Consider the following 18,196-nt stretch of genomic DNA (forward strand, 5'->3'; position numbering starts at 1 on the left):
GGCCACAGTCCTTCCCTAGGGCTCAGCGCAGGGCCGAGTGGCCGGGGCGGCGGGGTCGCCCACCCGCGTAGGGGCGGCGGGTGCGGGCGGCGGGGCCGGCGGCACGGACCGCGGTCGCGGCCCGGACGTTGCGTTGAAGGGCGCGGGTCGTCTGCTGCGGGCTGGCCAGCACCCGGCGGGTCTGCCCGGCCAGCACCCGCGCGGCGGTACGGCGGTCCGCGGGCCGGCCGGCCGCGGCGCGGGCGCCGAGGACTCGGGCGGTACGGCGGACGATGAGCGGTACGGTCCGCACGGCGGGCCGGGTGGCGCGCTGGCGGCGCAGCAGCCGGGTGAGCACGCAGGTGGCCCGCACCAGGTGCGGCAGCAGCCGGCGCAGGGCGGCCCGGTCCCGGGCGGACAGCGCGGTCACGGTGGCGGCGCCGATCATCGCTTCGGCCTCGGCCTCGGTCTGGGCCTGCGCGGCGACGGCGGCCATCATCTCGGCCAGCGCCTCCTGCTGGGTCAGCGGCCGGGTCGACTCCTCCTCGGCCTCCGCCTCGAACTCCTCCTCGCCTTCCTCCTCGTAGAGGTACTCCTCCTCGAACTCGCCCTCGCCGAGGGCGCGGATCGCGGCGTTCGCGATGGGGCCGCCCAGCGGTCCCAGGACCGCGGTCCCCAGGGCGGGGGCGGCCACGCGGGCGACGCGCCGCAGGATCGGGGCGGCGCGGCGGACGAAGGAGCGGATACGGCGGAAGAAGGCCTCCTCCTCGAACTCCCCCTCGTACTCGCCCTCCCACTCGCCCTCGTACTCCCCCTCGGACTCGCCTTCACCCTCGCCCAGGAGCCCCCCGAGCGCGCCGGCGATCCGGCCGAGGAACTCCTCGCCCTCCTCTTCGCCTTCTTCCTCGTAGAGGTACTCCTCCTCACCGGCGCCCTCGAACTCGCTCTCCAGGGCGGCTTCGTCCTCGTACTCCAGCTCGGCCTGGCGCATCTGCATCGCCGCCTCTCGTCACGCGGTCGGACAACTCACCTTTGTCACCCGCGAGTTGGACCACCAGTCACACATCCTGCGGTCGGCCGTACCGGTCGCGTTCGGATGAGCGTCCCTCGGACGTGCTACACGCAAATGGGGCACAGCGGGGGCACACGCGCTGTTAAAGTGCGCTGCATGCCGAGGGGCGTGGAACCGGGTGAGGTTCCGGTCCGCTGAAGGCAAGGGGGCTGGCGATGAAGGACGGGGCAGGTACCGGACTACTGGCCAGGGAGGAGACCGGCGCCGAAGTGGAGGCGCTGGCCGTGGAGTTGATCGCGAAGCTCGCGTCGGCCGGCGGACATGTGCTGCTGGATCTGGAGATAGACGGGGTGCGCTGTCTGGTCCTGCGCGGCGAACGTACGGGGCCCGTCTCCTTACTGAGCCCGCGCGAGCTGGAGATCGCCCGCATGGTCGCGTGCGGGCATCCGAACAAGACGATCGCCTCGGTGCTGGAGATCAGCACCTGGACGGTGGCGTCCCATCTGCGCCGCATCTTCGTGAAGCTGGATGTGACGTCCCGGGCGGCGATGGTCAGCCGACTGACGTCGGGAGATCAGCAACTGGGGCCCGATCCGGTCGAGCTGACGCAGCCTCAGCTGATGTCCGAGGGATAGCGGCGTGGTCTCCCGATGGGACCGGTCCCGGCCGGACGACGTGAACTGGCTGGAGATCTACGGCGAGTGCGACCCCGTCTCCGTCCCGCTGGCGAGCCTGTTCTGCACCGACCCCGCGGCCGCGCAGGAGTTCACCGCGTATCTCTACGTCTGGACGCTCGGCTACACGGGCGACGTGCCCGACAAGGCGGAGGTCCGGCTGCTGTTCCCGGCGGTCGACCACTGGCGGGTGAAGGACGTGCAGGCGGTGGTGTACCACCTGCCTCCGGTCCAGGAGGAGCGGGTATGGCGCACCGCCCTGGCCGAGGACCTCAACGCGCTCGCTCCGACGGTGGGCCTGGCCGGTGAGCTGGCGGCCAACCTGGTCCCGTTGCCCGGGCTCAGCGCGGCCTCGACGGCGATCGCCCATCTGAAGCTGCGCAGCGCGCCACAGGTCGGCAAGGACGCGTGGTACGTGCGCAGGGTTCACCGGACCGTGGAGGGGGAGCCGTACTACGGCGTCGAGTGGACTCTCCCCCGCGAGCTCCTGAAGCAGGTCGGCACCCGGGTCACGGGGGCGCTGCTCGTGCAGTACTTCACCGCCGAGCCCGTGCGCGGCGGAGGCCGGACGGGCGGGGCGCTGCTGTCCCACGCCAGGTTCAGCGTCGGGGACAGGGCCCCCGTCGAGTTGCCGGCCGGCTCATGGCCCGCCGACGCCGAGGCCGACGCCTTCCTCGCCCTTCCCCTCACCGTGTCGGCGCAGGGCACCGGCGGATAGCCGTCAGGGCGCCAGGATGTCCAGCTCCTGGAGGGCTCCCACCGTGATCTCCCGGGTCAGCTCCTCCGCGCGGGCCGCGTCGCCCTCCCGTACCGCCTCCGCGACCTGGACGTGCAGGGTGACGGCGGCCGGGTCGGGGTCCTCGAACATGACCTCGTGATGGGTGCGGCCGGCCAGGACCTCCGCGACGACGTCGCCGAGGCGGGCGAACATCTCGTTGCCGGACGCGACGAGGATCACCCGGTGGAAGGCCATGTCGTGGACCAGGTAGCCCTCCAGCTGGTGGCCGCGCGAGTTGGCCACCATGCCGAGCGCGCACTCGGTGAGTTCGGCGCACTGCTCGGCGGTCGCGTGCTTCGCGGCCAGGCCCGCCGCGACCGGCTCGATCGCCGAGCGCAGCATGGTCAGCGAGCGCAGCTGGTGGGGGCGGTCGGCGCCCTCCAGACGCCAGCGGATGACCTGCGGGTCGTAGACGTTCCACGCCGTCTTCGGCTGCACCGTCACGCCCACGCGCCGGCGCGACTCGACCAGGTGCATGGACTCCAGGACCCGGACCGCCTCCCGCATCACCGAGCGTGACACGTCGAAACGCTGGGCCAGCTCGTCCGTGCGCAGAACGGAGCCCGGCGGGTACTCGCCCGCAGTGATCGCGGGGCCGAGGGTGTCCAGTACATGGCCGTGCAGCCCCCGGCCCGGTGTGCTCATGCACTCAGAGTACGTGGCGCATCACAGCCGTAAAAAGTCAGACTTATTCGTCACAGGGTCTTGAATTAGTCGTACCTAATCGGTTTCAGTTGCGTCGACGCCCGATGGCGTCCAGATGTCGAAGAGGACAGCGAGGCAAGCGATGAGCACCCCCCACGTCGTCGTGGTCATGGGCGTCGCCGGCACCGGCAAGACCACCATCGGTCCGCTGCTGGCCGCCCGGCTCGGCGTTCCCTACGCCGAGGGCGACGACTTCCACCCGCAGGCCAACATCAGCAAGATGTCGGCCGGCGTCCCGCTCGACGACGACGACCGGTGGCCGTGGCTCGACGCCATCGGCTCCTGGGCGCACGGTCGGGCGGGGCTCGGCGGGGTGGTCAGCAGCTCGGCGCTGAAGCGGTCGTACCGCGACCGGCTGCGCGCCGCCGCCCCCGGTGTCGTCTTCGTGCATCTGACGGGCGACCGCGCCCTGATCGAGGACCGGATGTCGCACCGGCAGGGCCACTTCATGCCGACGGCGCTGCTCGACTCCCAGTTCGCCACGCTCCAACCGCTCCAGCCGGACGAGGCGGGCGTCGCGGTGGACGTCACCGGCACCCCCGAAGAGATCACCGAACGGGCCGCGAGGGCGCTCAACGCGCTCCCCCACCCGGCCGCGTAACCCCGCACGACCCTCCCCCATCCCCGTACCTGCAAGGGAATCACCGTGACCAGACTCAGCGTCGAGATGCTGGCAGCGGACGCCGTCGAGCCAATCACCTCGGCGGGCCACGCACAGCTGGGCATCGCAGTCCTGGCGGGCATCGCCGTCATCGTCGTCCTCATCACGCAGTTCAAGCTGCACGCGTTCCTGTCGCTGACCATCGGGTCGCTGGCGCTGGGCGCGATCGCCGGGGCGCCCCTCGACAAGGTGATCGCCAGCTTCACCGCCGGCCTCGGCACCACGGTCGCCGGCGTCGGCGTGCTGATCGCGCTGGGCGCGATCCTCGGCAAGATGCTCGCCGACTCGGGCGGCGCCGACCAGATCGTCGACACCATCCTCGCGAAGGCCGGCGGCCGGGCGATGCCGTGGGCGATGGTGCTGATCGCCTCGGTGATCGGTCTGCCGCTGTTCTTCGAGGTCGGCGTGGTGCTGCTGATCCCGGTCGTGCTGATGGTCGCCAAGCGCGGCAACTACTCCCTGATGCGCATCGGCATCCCGGCCCTGGCCGGCCTCTCCGTGATGCACGGCCTGGTCCCGCCGCACCCCGGCCCGCTGGTCGCGATCGACGCGGTCGGCGCCAACCTGGGCGTGACCCTCGCCCTCGGCGTCCTGGTCGCCATACCGACGGTGATCATCGCGGGCCCGCTGTTCTCGAAGTTCGCCGCCCGCTGGGTCGACGTACCCGCACCGGAGCGGATGATCCCGCAGCGCCCGTCGGAGGAACTGGAGAAGCGCCCCGGCTTCGGCGCGACCCTGGCCACGATCCTCCTCCCGGTCGTCCTGATGCTCTCCAAGGCGCTGGTCGACATCGTGATCGACGACCCCGCGAACCTCACCCAGCGCGTCTTCGACGTCGTCGGCTCCCCGCTGATCGCCCTGCTCGCCGCCGTCCTCCTCGGCATCTTCACCCTGCTGCGCCCCGCCGGCTTCGGCCGCGAACGTCTCACCCCCCTGGTCGAGAAGGGGCTCGCGCCCATCGCCGGCATCCTGCTGATCGTCGGCGCGGGCGGTGGCTTCAAGCAGACGCTGATCGACACCGGCGTGGGCCAGATGATCCTGGACATCTCCAAGGACTGGTCGATCCCGGCGCTGCTGCTCGCCTGGCTGATCGCGGTGATCATCCGGCTCGCGACCGGTTCGGCGACCGTGGCCACCGTCTCGGCGGCCGGCCTGGTGGCCCCGCTCGCGGCCGACATGTCGACCGCCCACGCGGCCCTGCTGGTCCTGGCCATCGGCGCCGGCTCGCTCTTCTTCAGCCATGTCAACGACGCCGGGTTCTGGCTGGTCAAGGAGTACTTCGGCCTGAACGTCGGCCAGACCATCAAGACCTGGTCCGTCATGGAGACGATCATCTCGGTGGTCGCGGGCGGCCTGGTCCTCCTTCTCTCACTGGTCATTTAGGGGTACGGGGATGAGTCACCCTCTGTTCGACATCAGCGGCCGCACGGCCCTGGTCACGGGCTCCAGCCGAGGTATCGGCCTGGCCCTCGCCCGGGGCCTGGCGGAGGCGGGCTGCACGGTGGTCCTCAACGGACGGGACGCCGAGCGCCTCACCAAGGCGGCCGCGGAGCTGCCCGGCGACGTCCACACGGCGGTGTTCGACGTGACCGACGGCCCGTCGGTCGCGGCCGGGATCGCGGATGTCGAGCAGCGGGTCGGCCCGCTGGACATCCTGGTCAACAACGCGGGCATGCAACTGCGCGCCCCGCTCCTGGAGTTCACCGACGCGGACTGGCACCGCATCCTGAACACCAACCTCACCAGCGCGTTCCTGGTCGGCCGGGAGGCGGCCCGGCACATGACGGCCCGCGGCCACGGCAAGATCGTCAACATCTGCTCGTTGCAGAGCGAGGTGGTCCGCCCCGGCATCGCGCCCTACGCGGCCACCAAGGGCGCGCTGAAGATGCTGACCAAGGGCATGTGCGCCGACTGGGGACCGCAGGGCGTGCAGGTCAACGGCCTGGGCCCCGGCTACATCGAGACGGAATTGACCCAACCCCTGGTCGAGGACGAGGAGTTCAGCGCCTGGGTGCGCCGCCGCACCCCGGCCGGCCGGTGGGGCCGTACCGAGGACCTGGTGGGCGGCGTGCTGTTCCTGGTCTCGCCCGCAGCGGACTTCGTGAGCGGACAGGTGCTGTACGTCGACGGTGGAATGACGAGCGTGCTGTGATGACTCCGGGTTGTGTGATTCACGGGCAGGGCGACCTGCGGGTGGAGGAGTTGGCCGTTCCGACGCCGGGTCCCGGGCAGGCTCTCGTCGCCGTCCGGTACGGCGGGGTCTGCGGCTCCGATCTGCACTACTGGCTCCACGGCGGGGTCGGGGACTTCCGGCTCAGGGAGCCGATGGTGCTCGGGCACGAGGTGGTCGGGACGGTCGTCGCGTACGGCGTGGGTGCCTCGGGTCCGGTTCCCGGTACGGCCGTCGCGGTGCACCCCGCCACGCCGTGCGGGGTGTGTCCGGAGTGCGCCGACGGGCGGCGGAACGTCTGCCGGGACACCCGTTACCTCGGCAGCGCGGCTCGCTTCCCCCATGTCCAGGGCGGGTTCGCGGCCCAAGTGGTCGTACCGGCCGAGCAGTTGAGGGCGGTCCCGGAGGGTCTCGGACTGCGCCGGGCCGCTCTCGCCGAGCCTCTGTCCGTCGCGCTGCACGCGGTGCGGCGGGCCGGGGAGGTCACCGGGAAGCATGTCCTCGTCACCGGTGCCGGGCCCATCGGCTGCCTGGTGGTCGCGGCGGCGAAGGCCGCCGGTGCGGCCCAGGTGACCGTGACCGACCTGCTCCCGGAGGCGCTGCGGTACGCGCGGGCCGCCGGCGCCGACACCGTCGTACGGGCCGATGATCCGGATGATGCCGGGTGGCCGGCCGAGGAGTACGAGGTGGACACGGCCGTCGAGGCGTCCGGGGTCGCCGCCGGTCTGGACACCTGTCTGCGGCTGGTGCGGCGCGGGGGCGTGGTGGTGCAGCTCGGGATGTTGCCGCCGGGACAGTCGCCGTTCGCCGGGAATCTGGTCGTGAGCCGGGAGATCGAGCTGCGCGGGGCGTTCCGTTTCGACGCGGAGTTCGACGCGGCGCTGGAGCTGCTCGCGGCCGAGCCCGCGTTCGACGCCCTGGTCAGCGCGGTGGTCCCGGTCCGGGAGGCGGAGTCGGCGTTCGTACTGGCGGCGGACCGCAGCCGTTCCTGCAAGGTTCTGCTCGACTTTGAATCCTGAATTTTCCCCAAGGATCAACCCAAGGTGACTTCCCCGGCGGCACCGTCGGCCCGATGATGAGGGGACCCCCGGACATGGGACCTCCGGGGGCCGACCGTGTCGGGGGGCATGATGGCGGTTTCCCTCGGGATGCGTATCTCGGGGCTGCTCGTGGTCGGGGCGGTGGCGGTGGCCGTCGCGGCCTTCGGCGGTGACGGGAGTGGCACGCCGGACGGCAGGGGCGGCGGCAGCACCGTGGTGACCGCGGGCCCCTCGGACGAGGCCCACTCCCGTACGGCACCCGCGTCGCCCACGCCCCGCCAGTCCCCGGCGGGCGAGGCCGGCCCGACCGTTCCGCCGGACATACCGGCCCACACCCAAGGCACCACGGCGATCCCGAGCGCCTCCCCCACCGCGACCAACAAGCTTCTCCTGACGCCCAGTTGGCTCCCGCCGGGTCCGGTCTCCCCCAACTCCGACCCCGCACCCGACCCCTCGAGCGTCTACGACCAGCTCCGGGATCCCGGCCAGTGCCGGGCCGCCCTCAGCGCCGCCCCGCCCACCTCGGCGGACCCTCAGTGGCGGCTGCTGCGCGCCCTCGCCTCCGCCTGTCTCGCGGTGCAGGGCCAGGGCGGCAGCTGGGACACGGCGGGCAAGGAGTACCTCGCGCTGGCCGGAAAGGCGGACACCTGCAAGGGGCGCGCCTCCTACGCCGTGCTCGGCGGGCTGCTCGACTTCCACCGCCAACACCCGTCCGCCACCGTCCGGTTGAAGGCCTCCTCGGGCGGCACACCGGCCTGCTCCTACCGCGTCGCCGGAGTCGACGCCGCCGACGCCAAGCCGGGTGACGTGATCGACATCGACCTGCGCGGCACGTACTTCGACCACGCCGAACTGCTGCGCTACGGCAGCGTGTCGATCGGCGGCGAGCAGCCGCCCGTACCGCCGGTGCTGAAGTCCGAGTCGGGCGACGAACTGGTGCTGTCCGTCGTGGTACCGCCGCTCGACGACTACCCGAAGAAGGCCGACGTGGTCGTCCGTTACGGCAGCGCGGAGGCACGCCTGCCCGACGCTCTCACGGTCGAGTCGCCCGCCGTGCTCCCGCCGGCCGACGGCGGGTCGTCTGAGCCGCCGCAGACCGGGCCGAGCCTCTCCTCAGGGACGCCAGAGGGGATGTTCTCGCTGCGCCCACTCCCGGCTCACCTTGCCGGTGCGCAGCCCGCTGCGCGCCTCCGGATCCCCTAGGGCCATCCCGATGTGCCCGGCGAGGACGATGCCGATGGTGAGGGCCAGCCAGTCGTGGACGAAGGTCGCGCTGGTGCGCCACATGATCGGGGTGAGGTGGGTGAACCACATGATCAGCCCGGTGCCGAGCATCACCAGCGAGGCGCCGGCGATCCAGGCGGCGTAGATCTTCTGCCCGGCGTTGAACTTCGCCGCCGGCCGCTGCGACCGCCGCTTGTCCCGGCGCAGGGCGGCGCGCAGCCAGACCTTGTCGTGCGGGCCGAAGCGGTTGAGGTGACCGAGGTCGGCGCGGAAGGCGCGGAAGACCAGTCCCGCGAGGACGGGTACGGGCAGGGCGAGCCCGGCGCACTCGTGGATGCGGACCACCAGCTCGCGGCGGCCGACGAGTTCGGCGAGCTCGGGGACGTAGAGGAAGGCGGCCGTCACGACGCAGACGCCCATCAGTGCGGCCGTCGTGCGGTGCACCCACTTCTGGACCGGGCCGAAGCGGCGGACCTCGGTGGCCTGCGGGGTGTGTGCCTCAGCTCGTAGGGTCATCGTCCCGCCCGTTCGACTTGCCGACCCAGGCGTCGACGTCGTAGCCCAGATGCTCCCAGTAGCCGGGCTCGACCTTCTCGGTGACGTGGATGCCGGAGAGCCACTTGGCGGACTTGTAGAAGTACATGGGCGCCACGTAGAGGCGGACCGGGCCGCCGTGGGCGTGGCCGATGTCCTTGTTCTGCATGCGCAGCGCGACCAGGATGTCGGAGCGGCGGGCCTGGTCGAGGGTGAGGCTCTCGGTGTAGGTGCCGTCGAAGCAGGTGAAGCGGACCGCCCCGGCCTTGGCGCGCACTCCCGCGGCGTCCAGCAGCCGGGACAGCCGCACCCCCTCGAACGGCGTGTCCGGGACCCGCCAGCCGGTGACGCACTGCACGTCCTTGACCAGCCTGGTCTGCGGCAGGGCGCGCAGGTCGTCGAGGGTGTAGGTCTTCGGGCGGTCGACCAGGCCGTCGACGGTGAGCCGGTAGTTCGTGGCGTTCTTGTGCGGTACGGAGGAGGCCACCGAGTAGTAGCGGAAGCCGCCGCCGTTGGGCAGCAGGCCGGTCAGGCCGGTCGGGTCCTTGTCGGCCGCGGCGCCCAGGAAGCCCTCCAGGGCGCGCTGCAGGCCGGGCGCGGCGACCACGCCGAGGGCGCCCAGGCCGATGGTGCCGAGCAGGACGCGGCGGCCGACCGGAGTTCCGCGTTCCGGTGACCGGTCCTCGCCCGGCTCCGCGGGTTGTTCGGGGTTCACGTATTCCATTCGAACACCCGCGACCCCGGCGGGGCCAGGAATCGCGGATGCTCGTCAGGGTTCCGTAATCACTTCTTACGGCGTTCTCAGAAAACCGGCGCTCCCGGAAACCGGTTCAGGGTGCTATGCCGTCTCCTGCGCCGCCTTGTCGAGCTGGAACGCCTCGTTGCCCAGGCCGATGCGGGCGTGCCGCTCGGGTGCGCGGGCGCGCAGGAACAGGCCCTGGAGGAGGCCGACGACCAGGGCGAGGAGGACGGTGCCGGGGAGCACCCAGCTCAGGGCCGAGTCGGGGCCCGAGCCGACCAGGACGTCGAAGTCCTTGACCGTGTAGCCGGCGATCACCAGGAGGGCGACGGCGGCGAGCGCGGAGGTGCCCAGGCGCCAGGCCTGGACGCCGGCCGCCCCGCGCCGGACGAAGAAGACGATCACCGACACGGAGGCCGCAGCCATCAGCAGGATCACGCCGAGCGCGCCGATGTTGCCGAACCAGGTGAACAGGTGCAGCACGGACGCGGTGGGGTCGCCGACGGGCTTGTCGTCGGCGATCGCGAAGACGATCACGATCACCGCGGCCACGGCCGTCTGCAGCAGCGAGCCGGTGCCGGGGGCGCCGGTCGAACCGGTCGTACGGCCGAAGGTGCTCGGCAGCAGGCCCTCGCGGCCCATGGCGAAGGTGTAGCGGGCGACGACGTTGTGGAAGCTGAGCAGGGCCGCGAACATGCCGGTCACGAAGAGGATGTGCAGGATGTCGGTGAAGGTGGAGCCGAGCCGGTCGTCGGTCAGCGTGAAGAGCATCCCGGCGCTCTCCTTCTGGGCCACGCCGACCACCTTGGCGGGGCCGGCCGCGACGGTCAGCGCCCAGCTGCTCACGGCGAAGAAGACGGCGACGCCGGCGACCGCGAAGAACATCACGCGCGGCACCAGGATGTGCGGGCGGCTGGTCTCCTCCGCGTACACCGGGGCCTGCTCGAAGCCGAGGAAGGCGGCGATGCAGAAGCACAGCGCGGTGCCGACGCCCGCGCCGGTGAGCGTGTCCGGGTTGAAGGCGTGCAGCGACAGGCCCTCGCTCGCCGGGTCGCCGATGGCCGCGAAGTCGAAGATCACCACCATGATCACCTCGATCACCAGCAGCACGCCGAGCACGCGCGCGTTGATGTCGATCTTCAGCCAGCCCAGTGCGCCGACGATCAGGAGGGCGACGAGGGCCGGTATCCACCAGGACACCTCGGCGTCGGCGTACTTGGCGATCAGTCCGGAGACCTCGAAGCCGAAGATGCCGTAGATGCCGATCTGGAGAGCGTTGTAGGCGACCAGGGCGACGAGCGCGGCGCCCGCGCCCGCGGTGCCGCCGAGGCCGCGGGAGATGTACGCGTAGAAGGCGCCCGCGTTGTGGACGTGGCGGCTCATTTCGGCGTATCCGACGCTGAAGAGCACCAGCACGAGGCCGAGGACGACGAAGAGGAGCGGCTGGCCGACGATCCCCATCACCGCGAATGTGGTGGGCATGACACCGGCGACCACCATGAGCGGTGCGGTCGCGGCGAGCACGGAGAGCAGCAGGCCCCCCGTGCCGAGGCGGTCGGCGCGCAGCGCGCGCTCCTGCCCCTTGAACGTACTGATGCCGGCGGCGGGTCTGCCGGCGCTGGCGTTGCCCGTGGTCATCGCAGGACCATCCTTCTCTCGACGTCGGGTCTGTCACGCCGTGCCGAGCGCGGTGGCCCGCGCGGCACGGAAGGCGGAGTACGGATCCCGGTCCGGGTACGACCAAGGGGCGGCGGTGGGGTGCTCGCCGATCCGGTGGAACAGGGCCGCGGCCTCGGCGCCCCGGCCCTCGCAGACCTTGGCGTGGGCGAGGAAGTTGAGGTCGACCAGGCGGCGCGGGTGCCCCTCGTGCTCCCACTCCAGCCACCAGTCGAAGGCGGCCTTCATCACCTGCCGGGCCCGGCGTCCGGTCCAGTGGCCGGAGGCGGCGGGGTCGGCGGGCTCGTGCCCGGCGGCGGCCAGCACGCGGTAGCGCTCGGCGTGCGCGATCACCGGGAGGATGGCGAGCGGCGAGTCGGCGGGGGCCTGTTCGGCGGCCCAGTTGGCGAAGTCGTAGACCTCGTGCAGCGGGTCGCGGCCGGCGCCGGGGTGCTGCTCGGCGAGCCGGGCGACCATCAGGTGGTGGGCGTGGTGGTGGTCGGCGTAGCGGACCCGGATCTCCCCGAAGAGCCGCTCGGCCTCGCCCCAGTTCCGCTCCAGCAGGAGCAGTCCGAGCCAGGGCGTGGGATCGCCGGGCAGCACCTCGGCGGCGTCCCGGCAGGCCTCGCGGGCCCGGTCCGGCTTCTCCTTGCCCTGGAGCGCGCGCTCGACCAGGGCCAGCGCGAGCAGTAAGGAGGCATCGCCGGAGTCGGGCTCGGCGACCAGCCAGTCGCGGGCCCAGGCGGCGCTGTGCCGTTCCTGCGCGAGGACGACGGCCCGGTGTCCGCGACGGTCCCAGTCGTCGCCCGTCTGAACGAGCAGCGACCGCGCGACCTGCCACCGCCCCTGCGCCAACGCGGCCCGGGCGGCGACGAGTTCGGCGTCGTCCAAAGCCGTGTCCAGGGCCAGGGCCGCTCGCTTGCGGGCCCGGCCCAGAGGTGGCGGGGGAGGTGACACCGCGGGACTTCCTCACGCGACGCGCCTCGGCGTCAAGGTTTCGGATTGCCGTCATCTGATCACGGACAGCAAACCCGCAGCCAATGGTTTACGTCAAGGCCCGATGAGTTGTTACACGCGTCAACTTCCGTTACGCATGGGGTAGTTGTGATCCGGACAACCACCGTCACCCCGCCCCTGGGCACCACACGTGTGGCGTACGCCATGGCGCGAGCCTCCCGGGCCCCTCACCATGGCGGAACGGCCACGCCGCCGCCCCCGACCGTCCTCGGCCGCCGGGCACCGTGACCGGTTCGACCGCCCGGATCCGGGCACTCCCAGGGGCACGCCGGGCTCTGGGACGCTACAGTCACCCACTACGCACCCCGTGGCCCGGCCTATCCGATCGAGGTACGCAGCGTGTCCGTCCTGGTTCTCGTTCTCGCCGTGAGCGCTGCCTGCTGCCTGGGCTTCGGCTTCGTGCTCCAGCAGAACGCGGCCCAACACGCACCCCTGGGCGACTTCCTCTCGCCCCGGCTGCTCCTCGACCTGATGCGGGTGCCGCGCTGGCTGGGCGGCATCGGCCTGATGGTGGTCGGCATGGTCCTCGGCGCCGTCGCGCTGAGCCAGGGCGAGGTCTCCCTGGTCGAGCCGCTGCTCGCCACGAACCTGCTCTTCGCGCTCGCCCTCTCCCGCCGGCAGACCCGGCAGTCCCTGGGCCGCCAGGGCTGGACCGGCCTGCTGCTGCTCGCGGGCGGCGTCACGGCCTTCATCGTCGCGGGCGAGCCGCGCGGCGGCACGGCGGTCACCGACCCGTTCCGCCACTGGCTGATCATCGGCGCGATGCTGGGCCTCGCCCTCCTCCTCACGACGTACGCGAAGCGCTCCCGCCTGAGCTCGGGCCCGGTCCTGCTCGCCCTCGCCGCGGGTGTCCTCTACGGCCTCCAGGACGCCCTCACCCGGGTCAGCGGCCAGCGCTTCTCCGCGGGCGGCCTGACGGAGCTGCTGACCGGCTGGCAGCCGTACGCCGTCCTCGCGCTCGGCGTCACCGGCCTGGTCCTGGTCCAGAGCGCCTTCGAGACCGCGCCCCTGCGCATGTCCCTCCCCGCCCTCACCGCGGCCCAGCCGCTGGCCGGCATCGTCTGCGGGGTCGGCTTCCTGGGCGACCGGCTGCGCACCGACACCGGCGCGCTGGCCTGGGAGGCGGTCGGCCTCGCGGCGATCGTCGGCGGCATCGTGCTGCTGGGCCTGCACCCGTGCATGCCGACGGGAGCGGGCAAGCCGGAGCGGGTCCGGGACCTCCAGCCGAACTGACCCCGGACGACCGGTCCGCCGTACTGCTTTGATGGCGGTATGACGACCCCAGCTGACGAGATCCTCGACATCGTCGACGAGAACGACCAGGTCATCGGCCGGTCCCCGCGCGGCGAGGCCTATGCGAAGGGCCTGCGCCACCGCTGCGTCTTCATCCAGGCCAAGGACGCGGACGACCGCCTCTTCGTCCACCGCCGCACCCCGACCAAGCTGGTCTTCCCCTCCCTCTACGACATGTTCGTCGGCGGAGTGGTCGGCGCGGGCGAGTCCTACGACACGGCGGCCCTGCGCGAGGCCGAGGAGGAACTGGGCGTCACCGGCCTCCCGGCCCCGCGTTTCCTCTTCAAGTTCCTGTACGACAACGGGGCGGGCCAGAGCTGGTGGTCGGCGGTGTACGAGGTCCGCTGCGAGCTCCCGGTCCGGCCGCAGGCCGAGGAGGTGGCCTGGCACGACTTCCTGCCGGAGGCGGAGGTCGAGCGGCGGCTGGGCGAATGGGAGTGGGTGCCGGACGGGCTGGCGGCGTACGGGCGCCTGAAGGAGCACAGGTCCCGGGCATCGGGATGAGGCCGCGGGATAAAGTCCAGCCCGTGATCGAATTCGCACGGAACGTGCGCCTCTGGTTCGAGCCCCAGGAGATCCGCGAAGAGGGCGACACCCCGGACTACCGCTTCTCGCTGGCGAACGAGCGCACCTTCCTGGCCTGGCTGCGCACGGCCATGGCCCTGATCGGCGGCGGCTTCGCGGTCGACCAGTTCCTGCCCGACCTGCGCTGGGCCTGGCGCGTCGGCCTGGCCCTCGCCCTCCTCGGCGCCGGCGTCCTCTGCTCCCTGCGCGCGGTCAACCACTGGATGCGGTGCGAACGCGCGATGCGCCGCGGCGAGGACCTGCCGGTGTCCCGCTTCCCGGCGGTACTCAGCCTGGTCGTGGCCGTGGTGGCGGTGGCGATGGTGGTCGTCGTGCTGGTCGGGTGGGAGGGGTGACCCGTCCCACGACCGAGGAGCGGGACCCCGGTCTCCAGCCGGAGCGGACCCGCCTGGCGTGGCGCCGGACGACCCTGGCGGCGACGGTGGCCGCGGTACTGGCCATGAAGACGTCCCTGCACGGGGGCGCGTCGGCGGCGGGCGTCGTGACGTGCGCCTTGGTCTGCGGCTTGTGGCTGACCTTCCTGTTCGTGGCGCACCGGCGTATCCGCGCCCTGGCCGGAAGGCCCGTCCCCCGCGCCTTGGCTCCCCGCCATGCGACGGCGGCGATTCTCTGCACGGTGGCGATGGCGGTGTGCGGGGCAGCGCTGGTGTTCTGAACGCCACGCAGCCGGAATGCGTCGGATGCCCGGAAACATGACGCCCTCATGGCAGCCTGTCCGACGTCATCCCCCCACCCCGAAGGTGAGTGACCCCATGACGACACTCCACCAGGAACACGCCACCCACGCCCACACCCACGGCCCCGACTGCGGTCACACCCCCGTCCCGCACGGCGACCACGTCGACTACGCCCACGGCGGCCACCTGCACCGCGAGCACGGCGGCCACTGGGACGAGTGCGAGCCCGAGGGGCATGTCGCGCACGAGAGCCACGACCACCGCCACGGCGAGGACTGCGGTCACGAGAGCGTGCTGCACGGCGACCACGTCGACTACCTGCACGACGGCCACCGCCACGCCGCGCACGACGGCCACTGGGACGACCACTGACGGCCGTCGCCGCCCGGGACACACCCACCGACAGCTCCTCGCCGCACCCGGCCGGGAGCTGTCGGCCTATGGTGGCCCCGATCACGTTGGCCCCTCGCACTGGACGACATACCGACCAGTCGGCATGATGGTGGGGCCCCGTCCACGCGCCCGCGAAGGAGCCCCGATGAGCCCCGACCACCCGCCAGGTCTCGATCTCGACCGGCTGCAGGGCCTGCTCGACCGCGAGCGCCCCGGCCTGGTGCACGGCCCGCTGTCCGGCCGGCTGATCGAGGGCGGACGGTCGAACCTCACCTACGCGGTCACCGACGGCACGTCGAAGTGGGTCGTACGACGGCCCCCGCTCGGCCATGTGCTGGCCACCGCGCACGACATGAAGCGCGAGCACCGGGTGATCAGCGCGCTGCACGAGACGGCCGTACCGGTACCGCGCTCGGTGTTGCTGTGCGAGGACGAGGAGGTGCTCGGATCACCGTTCTACGTCATGGAGTTCGTCGACGGCACCCCGTACCGCACCGCCGACCAGCTGGCCCCGCTGGGCCCGGAGCGCACCCGGGGCGCGGTGCTGTCCTTGGTGGACACGCTCGTGGAGTTGCACGCGGTGGCCCCCGAGGCGGTCGGCCTGGCCGACTTCGGTCGCCCCGAGGGCTTCCTGGACCGCCAACTGCGCCGCTGGGGCAAGCAGTTGGACGCCTCCCGCAACCGCGAGCTGGCCGGCATCGACGAGCTGCACGCGACCCTCGGCCGCCGGCTCCCGCAGTCCCCCACGGCGACCGTGATCCACGGCGACTACCGCCTCGACAACGTCCTGATCGGCGACGACGACCGGATCAAGGCGATTCTGGACTGGGAGATGTCCACGCTCGGCGACCCGCTCACCGACCTGGGTCTCCTGGTCATGTACAGCATGCCGCTCGGGATGCCGGACTCCCCCGTCTCCACCACCGCCGAGGCCCCCGGCCACCCCGCCCCCGCCGAGCTGATCGAGCGCTACGCCGCCCGCTCGGGGCGTGACGTCTCGGCCGTCTCCTGGTACACGGCGTTCGCGTGGTTCAAGCTCGCCGTGATCCTCGAGGGCATCCACTACCGCTACACGCTGGGCCAGACGGTCGGCCGGGGCTTCGACCGCATCGGCGACCTGGTCCCCGTCTTCATCGAGCACGGCCTGACAACCCTTCAGGAAGGCTGACCCGCAATGGACTTCGCGTTCGACGCGCGCACCGAGGAACTGCGCGCCAAGCTGCTCGCCTTCATGGACGAGTACGTCTATCCGGCCGAGGCGGTGGCCGAGGAGCAGCGCGCCGCGCTGGCGTCCCCCTGGGACACCCCGGCCGTGGTCGAGGAGTTGAAGGCGGAGGCGCGCAGGCAGGGCCTGTGGAACCTCTTCCTCCCGGACTCCGAGTACGGCGCCGGGCTCACCAACCTCCAGTACGCCCCGCTCGCCGAAATCACCGGCCGTTCCCCGCAGTTGGCGCCCACGGCCCTCAACTGCGCGGCGCCGGACACCGGGAACATGGAGGTGCTCACCCAGTTCGGCGACGAGCAGCAGAAGAAGCAGTGGCTGGAGCCGCTGCTCGCGGGCGAGATCCGCTCGGCGTTCGCGATGACCGAGCCGGAGGTGGCCTCCTCGGACGCCACCAACATCACCACGCTCATCCGGCGGGAGGACGACGAGTACGTCATCACCGGCCGCAAGTGGTACATCTCCGGGGCGATGAACCCGGACTGCAGGATCTTCATCGTGATGGGCAAGACGGACCCGGAGGGTCCGGACATCCGCCGCCAGCAGTCCATGGTCCTGGTCCCCCGCGACACCCCCGGCGTCACGGTCAAGCGCGCCATGCAGGTCTTCGGCTACGAGGACCACTACCACGGCGGCCACGCCGAGGTGATCTTCGACAACGCGCGCGTGCCGGTGACGAACCTGATCGGCGAGGAGGGCGGCGGCTTCGCCATCGCCCAGGCCCGGCTCGGCCCCGGCCGGATCCACCACTGCATGCGGCTGATCGGCATGGCCGAGCGGGCGATCGAGCTGATGTGCCGCCGGGCCGTCTCCCGCACCGCCTTCGGCAAGGCGCTGGCCCAGCAGGGCGTCGTCCAGAACTGGATCGCGGACGCGCGCGTGGCCGTCGAGCAGCTGCGCCTGCTGGTCCTGAAGACGGCCTGGATGATGGACACCGTCGGCAACCGCGGCGCCCACACCGAGATCCAGTCGATCAAGATCGCCACCCCGCGCACGGTCGTCGACATCATCGACCGGGCGATCCAGCTGCACGGCGCGGGCGGTGTCAGCCAGGACTTCCCGCTGGCCGAGCTCTACGCCGGCGCCCGCACCCTGATGCTGGCCGACGGCCCGGACGAGGTGCACCAACGCTCGCTGGCGCGGCGGGAGTTGAAGAAGTACCTGTAGTCCGGAGCACACAGCGGGCCGGTACGGGCGTCCCCCACGCCCGCACCGGCCCCGATTCCCCCCCCCGTCCCGGCGGTCAGTACGGGTACGTCCGCACCGAGGTCGTCCAGCCCTGCCGGCAGGTGTGGCCGGAGCCGCCGACGTCACAGCCCTCGACGATGAACTTGTAGCTGCCGGTGGTGCGCCGCTGCACCCACATCCCGCCCTGGTTGCCCTTGCCGAGCTCCTTCTGGGTGCCGAACGGGTTGGCGGCACTGGTGTAGCGGACCAGGAAGGTGTCGTAGTGGTACGGGTCCGTCGGGCCCCAGGTGAAGTAGGCGTAGCCGCCGCTCTGCCAGGCGGCCACCACCATCCGGTGCCCCTGGTCGGGCGACCAGGCCAGCTGCCCGTGCTCGAAGGTCTGCCGCTCGGCCCCGTTCGGGAGGGTGAAGTTGTCGTTCACGGGACAGCCCATGGCGCCGTCCGAGCCGCCCAGTTGCTGCCAGCGCCGGTAGATGAAGGCGTTGTCGATGCGGTGGCCGCCCAGGCACAGCTTCTTCGCGGGCGCCTGCGGAGCGTCGGTCACGGCCGCGGCCGGTACCGCCGCCGTGCCGCCGAGTGCGAGCAGCGATCCCAGTACGACCCCGGCAGCACGCCGCTTCAGTGAAAGCATGGTTGTTCTCCCCCGTTG

At 71.8% G+C, this 18,196-nt stretch carries 21 protein-coding genes; 14 read left to right on the top strand and 7 right to left on the bottom strand.

Annotated elements, in window-relative coordinates; all coding sequences use genetic code 11:
- Nucleotides 1-22: 22 nt before the first annotated feature.
- Nucleotides 23-976 (bottom strand): hypothetical protein, encoded by a 954-nt coding sequence (locus ACQEWB_RS09745; protein ID WP_432829126.1) that lies wholly within the window; start codon nt 974-976, stop codon nt 23-25.
- Between the two features lie 230 nt (nt 977-1,206).
- On the opposite strand from ACQEWB_RS09745, the gene ACQEWB_RS09750 reads away from it, so the two are divergent.
- Both ACQEWB_RS09750 and ACQEWB_RS09755 read left to right on the top strand, forming a co-directional pair.
- Nucleotides 1,207-1,626, top strand: a complete 420-nt coding sequence (locus ACQEWB_RS09750) for a LuxR C-terminal-related transcriptional regulator (RefSeq protein ID WP_432829128.1) — start codon at nt 1,207-1,209, stop codon at nt 1,624-1,626.
- 4 nt (nt 1,627-1,630) lie between these two features.
- Nucleotides 1,631-2,383, top strand: a complete 753-nt coding sequence (locus ACQEWB_RS09755; protein WP_432829132.1) for a hypothetical protein — start codon at nt 1,631-1,633, stop codon at nt 2,381-2,383.
- Between the two features lie 3 nt (nt 2,384-2,386).
- Here ACQEWB_RS09755 and ACQEWB_RS09760 read toward each other — a convergent pair whose 3' ends face one another.
- Nucleotides 2,387-3,088 carry a FadR/GntR family transcriptional regulator gene (locus tag ACQEWB_RS09760; RefSeq protein ID WP_432829134.1) on the bottom strand — a complete coding sequence of 234 codons (702 nt, stop codon included), beginning with the start codon at nt 3,086-3,088 and terminating at the stop codon, nt 2,387-2,389.
- A 142-nt stretch (nt 3,089-3,230) separates the two neighbouring features.
- Between ACQEWB_RS09760 and ACQEWB_RS09765 the strand changes: the two genes are divergently transcribed.
- The 5 genes from ACQEWB_RS09765 (at nt 3,231) to ACQEWB_RS09785 (ending at nt 8,222) form a co-directional block, all read left to right on the top strand.
- On the top strand, nt 3,231-3,749 hold the full coding sequence (locus ACQEWB_RS09765) for a gluconokinase (protein WP_432829136.1): 519 nt from the start codon (nt 3,231-3,233) through the stop codon (nt 3,747-3,749).
- Nucleotides 3,750-3,794: 45 nt separating this feature from the next.
- Nucleotides 3,795-5,192: a gluconate:H+ symporter gene (locus ACQEWB_RS09770; RefSeq protein ID WP_432829138.1), complete on the top strand. Its 1,398-nt coding sequence runs from the start codon at nt 3,795-3,797 to the stop codon at nt 5,190-5,192.
- A 10-nt stretch (nt 5,193-5,202) separates the two neighbouring features.
- Complete coding sequence (locus tag ACQEWB_RS09775) at nt 5,203-5,961, top strand: SDR family oxidoreductase (protein ID WP_432829140.1); 759 nt, start codon at nt 5,203-5,205, stop codon at nt 5,959-5,961.
- The gene (locus ACQEWB_RS09780; protein WP_432829142.1) at nt 5,961-6,998 is read left to right on the top strand and encodes an L-idonate 5-dehydrogenase; all 1,038 of its coding nucleotides are present in this window, start codon (nt 5,961-5,963) and stop codon (nt 6,996-6,998) included. Before ACQEWB_RS09775 ends, ACQEWB_RS09780 begins: the two co-directional genes overlap by 1 nt.
- Before the next feature lie 108 nt (nt 6,999-7,106).
- Nucleotides 7,107-8,222, top strand: a complete 1,116-nt coding sequence (locus ACQEWB_RS09785; RefSeq protein WP_432829144.1) for a hypothetical protein — start codon at nt 7,107-7,109, stop codon at nt 8,220-8,222.
- Here ACQEWB_RS09785 and ACQEWB_RS09790 read toward each other — a convergent pair.
- The 4 genes from ACQEWB_RS09790 to ACQEWB_RS09805 form a co-directional block, all read right to left on the bottom strand.
- Complete coding sequence (locus ACQEWB_RS09790; RefSeq protein ID WP_432829146.1) at nt 8,133-8,759, bottom strand: cytochrome b/b6 domain-containing protein; 627 nt, start codon at nt 8,757-8,759, stop codon at nt 8,133-8,135. The genes ACQEWB_RS09785 and ACQEWB_RS09790 overlap by 90 nt on opposite strands.
- A complete protein-coding gene (locus tag ACQEWB_RS09795) occupies nt 8,743-9,501 on the bottom strand; it encodes a molybdopterin-dependent oxidoreductase (RefSeq protein ID WP_432829148.1) in 759 nt (252 codons plus the stop codon). The genes ACQEWB_RS09790 and ACQEWB_RS09795 overlap by 17 nt, the downstream gene beginning before the upstream one ends.
- Before the next feature lie 114 nt (nt 9,502-9,615).
- Entirely contained in the window at nt 9,616-11,154 is a 1,539-nt protein-coding gene (locus ACQEWB_RS09800; RefSeq protein WP_432829150.1) for an APC family permease, read from the bottom strand.
- Nucleotides 11,155-11,187: 33 nt separating this feature from the next.
- Nucleotides 11,188-12,129 (bottom strand): hypothetical protein, encoded by a 942-nt coding sequence (locus tag ACQEWB_RS09805; RefSeq protein ID WP_432829152.1) that lies wholly within the window; start codon nt 12,127-12,129, stop codon nt 11,188-11,190.
- 399 nt (nt 12,130-12,528) lie between these two features.
- Between ACQEWB_RS09805 and ACQEWB_RS09810 the strand changes: the two genes are divergently transcribed.
- From ACQEWB_RS09810 to ACQEWB_RS09840, 7 genes are all read left to right on the top strand, one after another.
- On the top strand, nt 12,529-13,422 hold the full coding sequence (locus tag ACQEWB_RS09810; RefSeq protein ID WP_432829154.1) for a DMT family transporter: 894 nt from the start codon (nt 12,529-12,531) through the stop codon (nt 13,420-13,422).
- A 39-nt stretch (nt 13,423-13,461) separates the two neighbouring features.
- On the top strand, nt 13,462-13,986 hold the full coding sequence (locus tag ACQEWB_RS09815; RefSeq protein ID WP_432829156.1) for an NUDIX hydrolase: 525 nt from the start codon (nt 13,462-13,464) through the stop codon (nt 13,984-13,986).
- A 23-nt stretch (nt 13,987-14,009) separates the two neighbouring features.
- Nucleotides 14,010-14,402, top strand: a complete 393-nt coding sequence (locus ACQEWB_RS09820) for a YidH family protein (RefSeq protein WP_432829158.1) — start codon at nt 14,010-14,012, stop codon at nt 14,400-14,402.
- Entirely contained in the window at nt 14,399-14,722 is a 324-nt protein-coding gene (locus ACQEWB_RS09825; RefSeq protein ID WP_432829160.1) for a DUF202 domain-containing protein, read from the top strand. The genes ACQEWB_RS09820 and ACQEWB_RS09825 overlap by 4 nt, the downstream gene beginning before the upstream one ends.
- Nucleotides 14,723-14,819: 97 nt before the next feature.
- On the top strand, nt 14,820-15,116 hold the full coding sequence (locus ACQEWB_RS09830) for a hypothetical protein (RefSeq protein WP_432829162.1): 297 nt from the start codon (nt 14,820-14,822) through the stop codon (nt 15,114-15,116).
- Nucleotides 15,117-15,282: 166 nt separating this feature from the next.
- Nucleotides 15,283-16,305, top strand: coding sequence for a phosphotransferase family protein (locus ACQEWB_RS09835; protein WP_432829164.1), 1,023 nt, complete (start codon nt 15,283-15,285; stop codon nt 16,303-16,305).
- Between the two features lie 6 nt (nt 16,306-16,311).
- Nucleotides 16,312-17,526 (top strand): acyl-CoA dehydrogenase family protein, encoded by a 1,215-nt coding sequence (locus tag ACQEWB_RS09840; protein ID WP_432829166.1) that lies wholly within the window; start codon nt 16,312-16,314, stop codon nt 17,524-17,526.
- 76 nt (nt 17,527-17,602) lie between these two features.
- Here ACQEWB_RS09840 and ACQEWB_RS09845 read toward each other — a convergent pair whose 3' ends face one another.
- Nucleotides 17,603-18,178, bottom strand: a complete 576-nt coding sequence (locus ACQEWB_RS09845) for an LGFP repeat-containing protein (protein WP_432829168.1) — start codon at nt 18,176-18,178, stop codon at nt 17,603-17,605.
- Between the last annotated feature and the right edge of the window lie 18 nt (nt 18,179-18,196).

Source organism: Streptomyces sp. CA-249302 (assembly GCF_050936785.1).
In the GTDB taxonomy this organism is placed as follows: Bacteria; Actinomycetota; Actinomycetes; order Streptomycetales; family Streptomycetaceae; genus Streptomyces.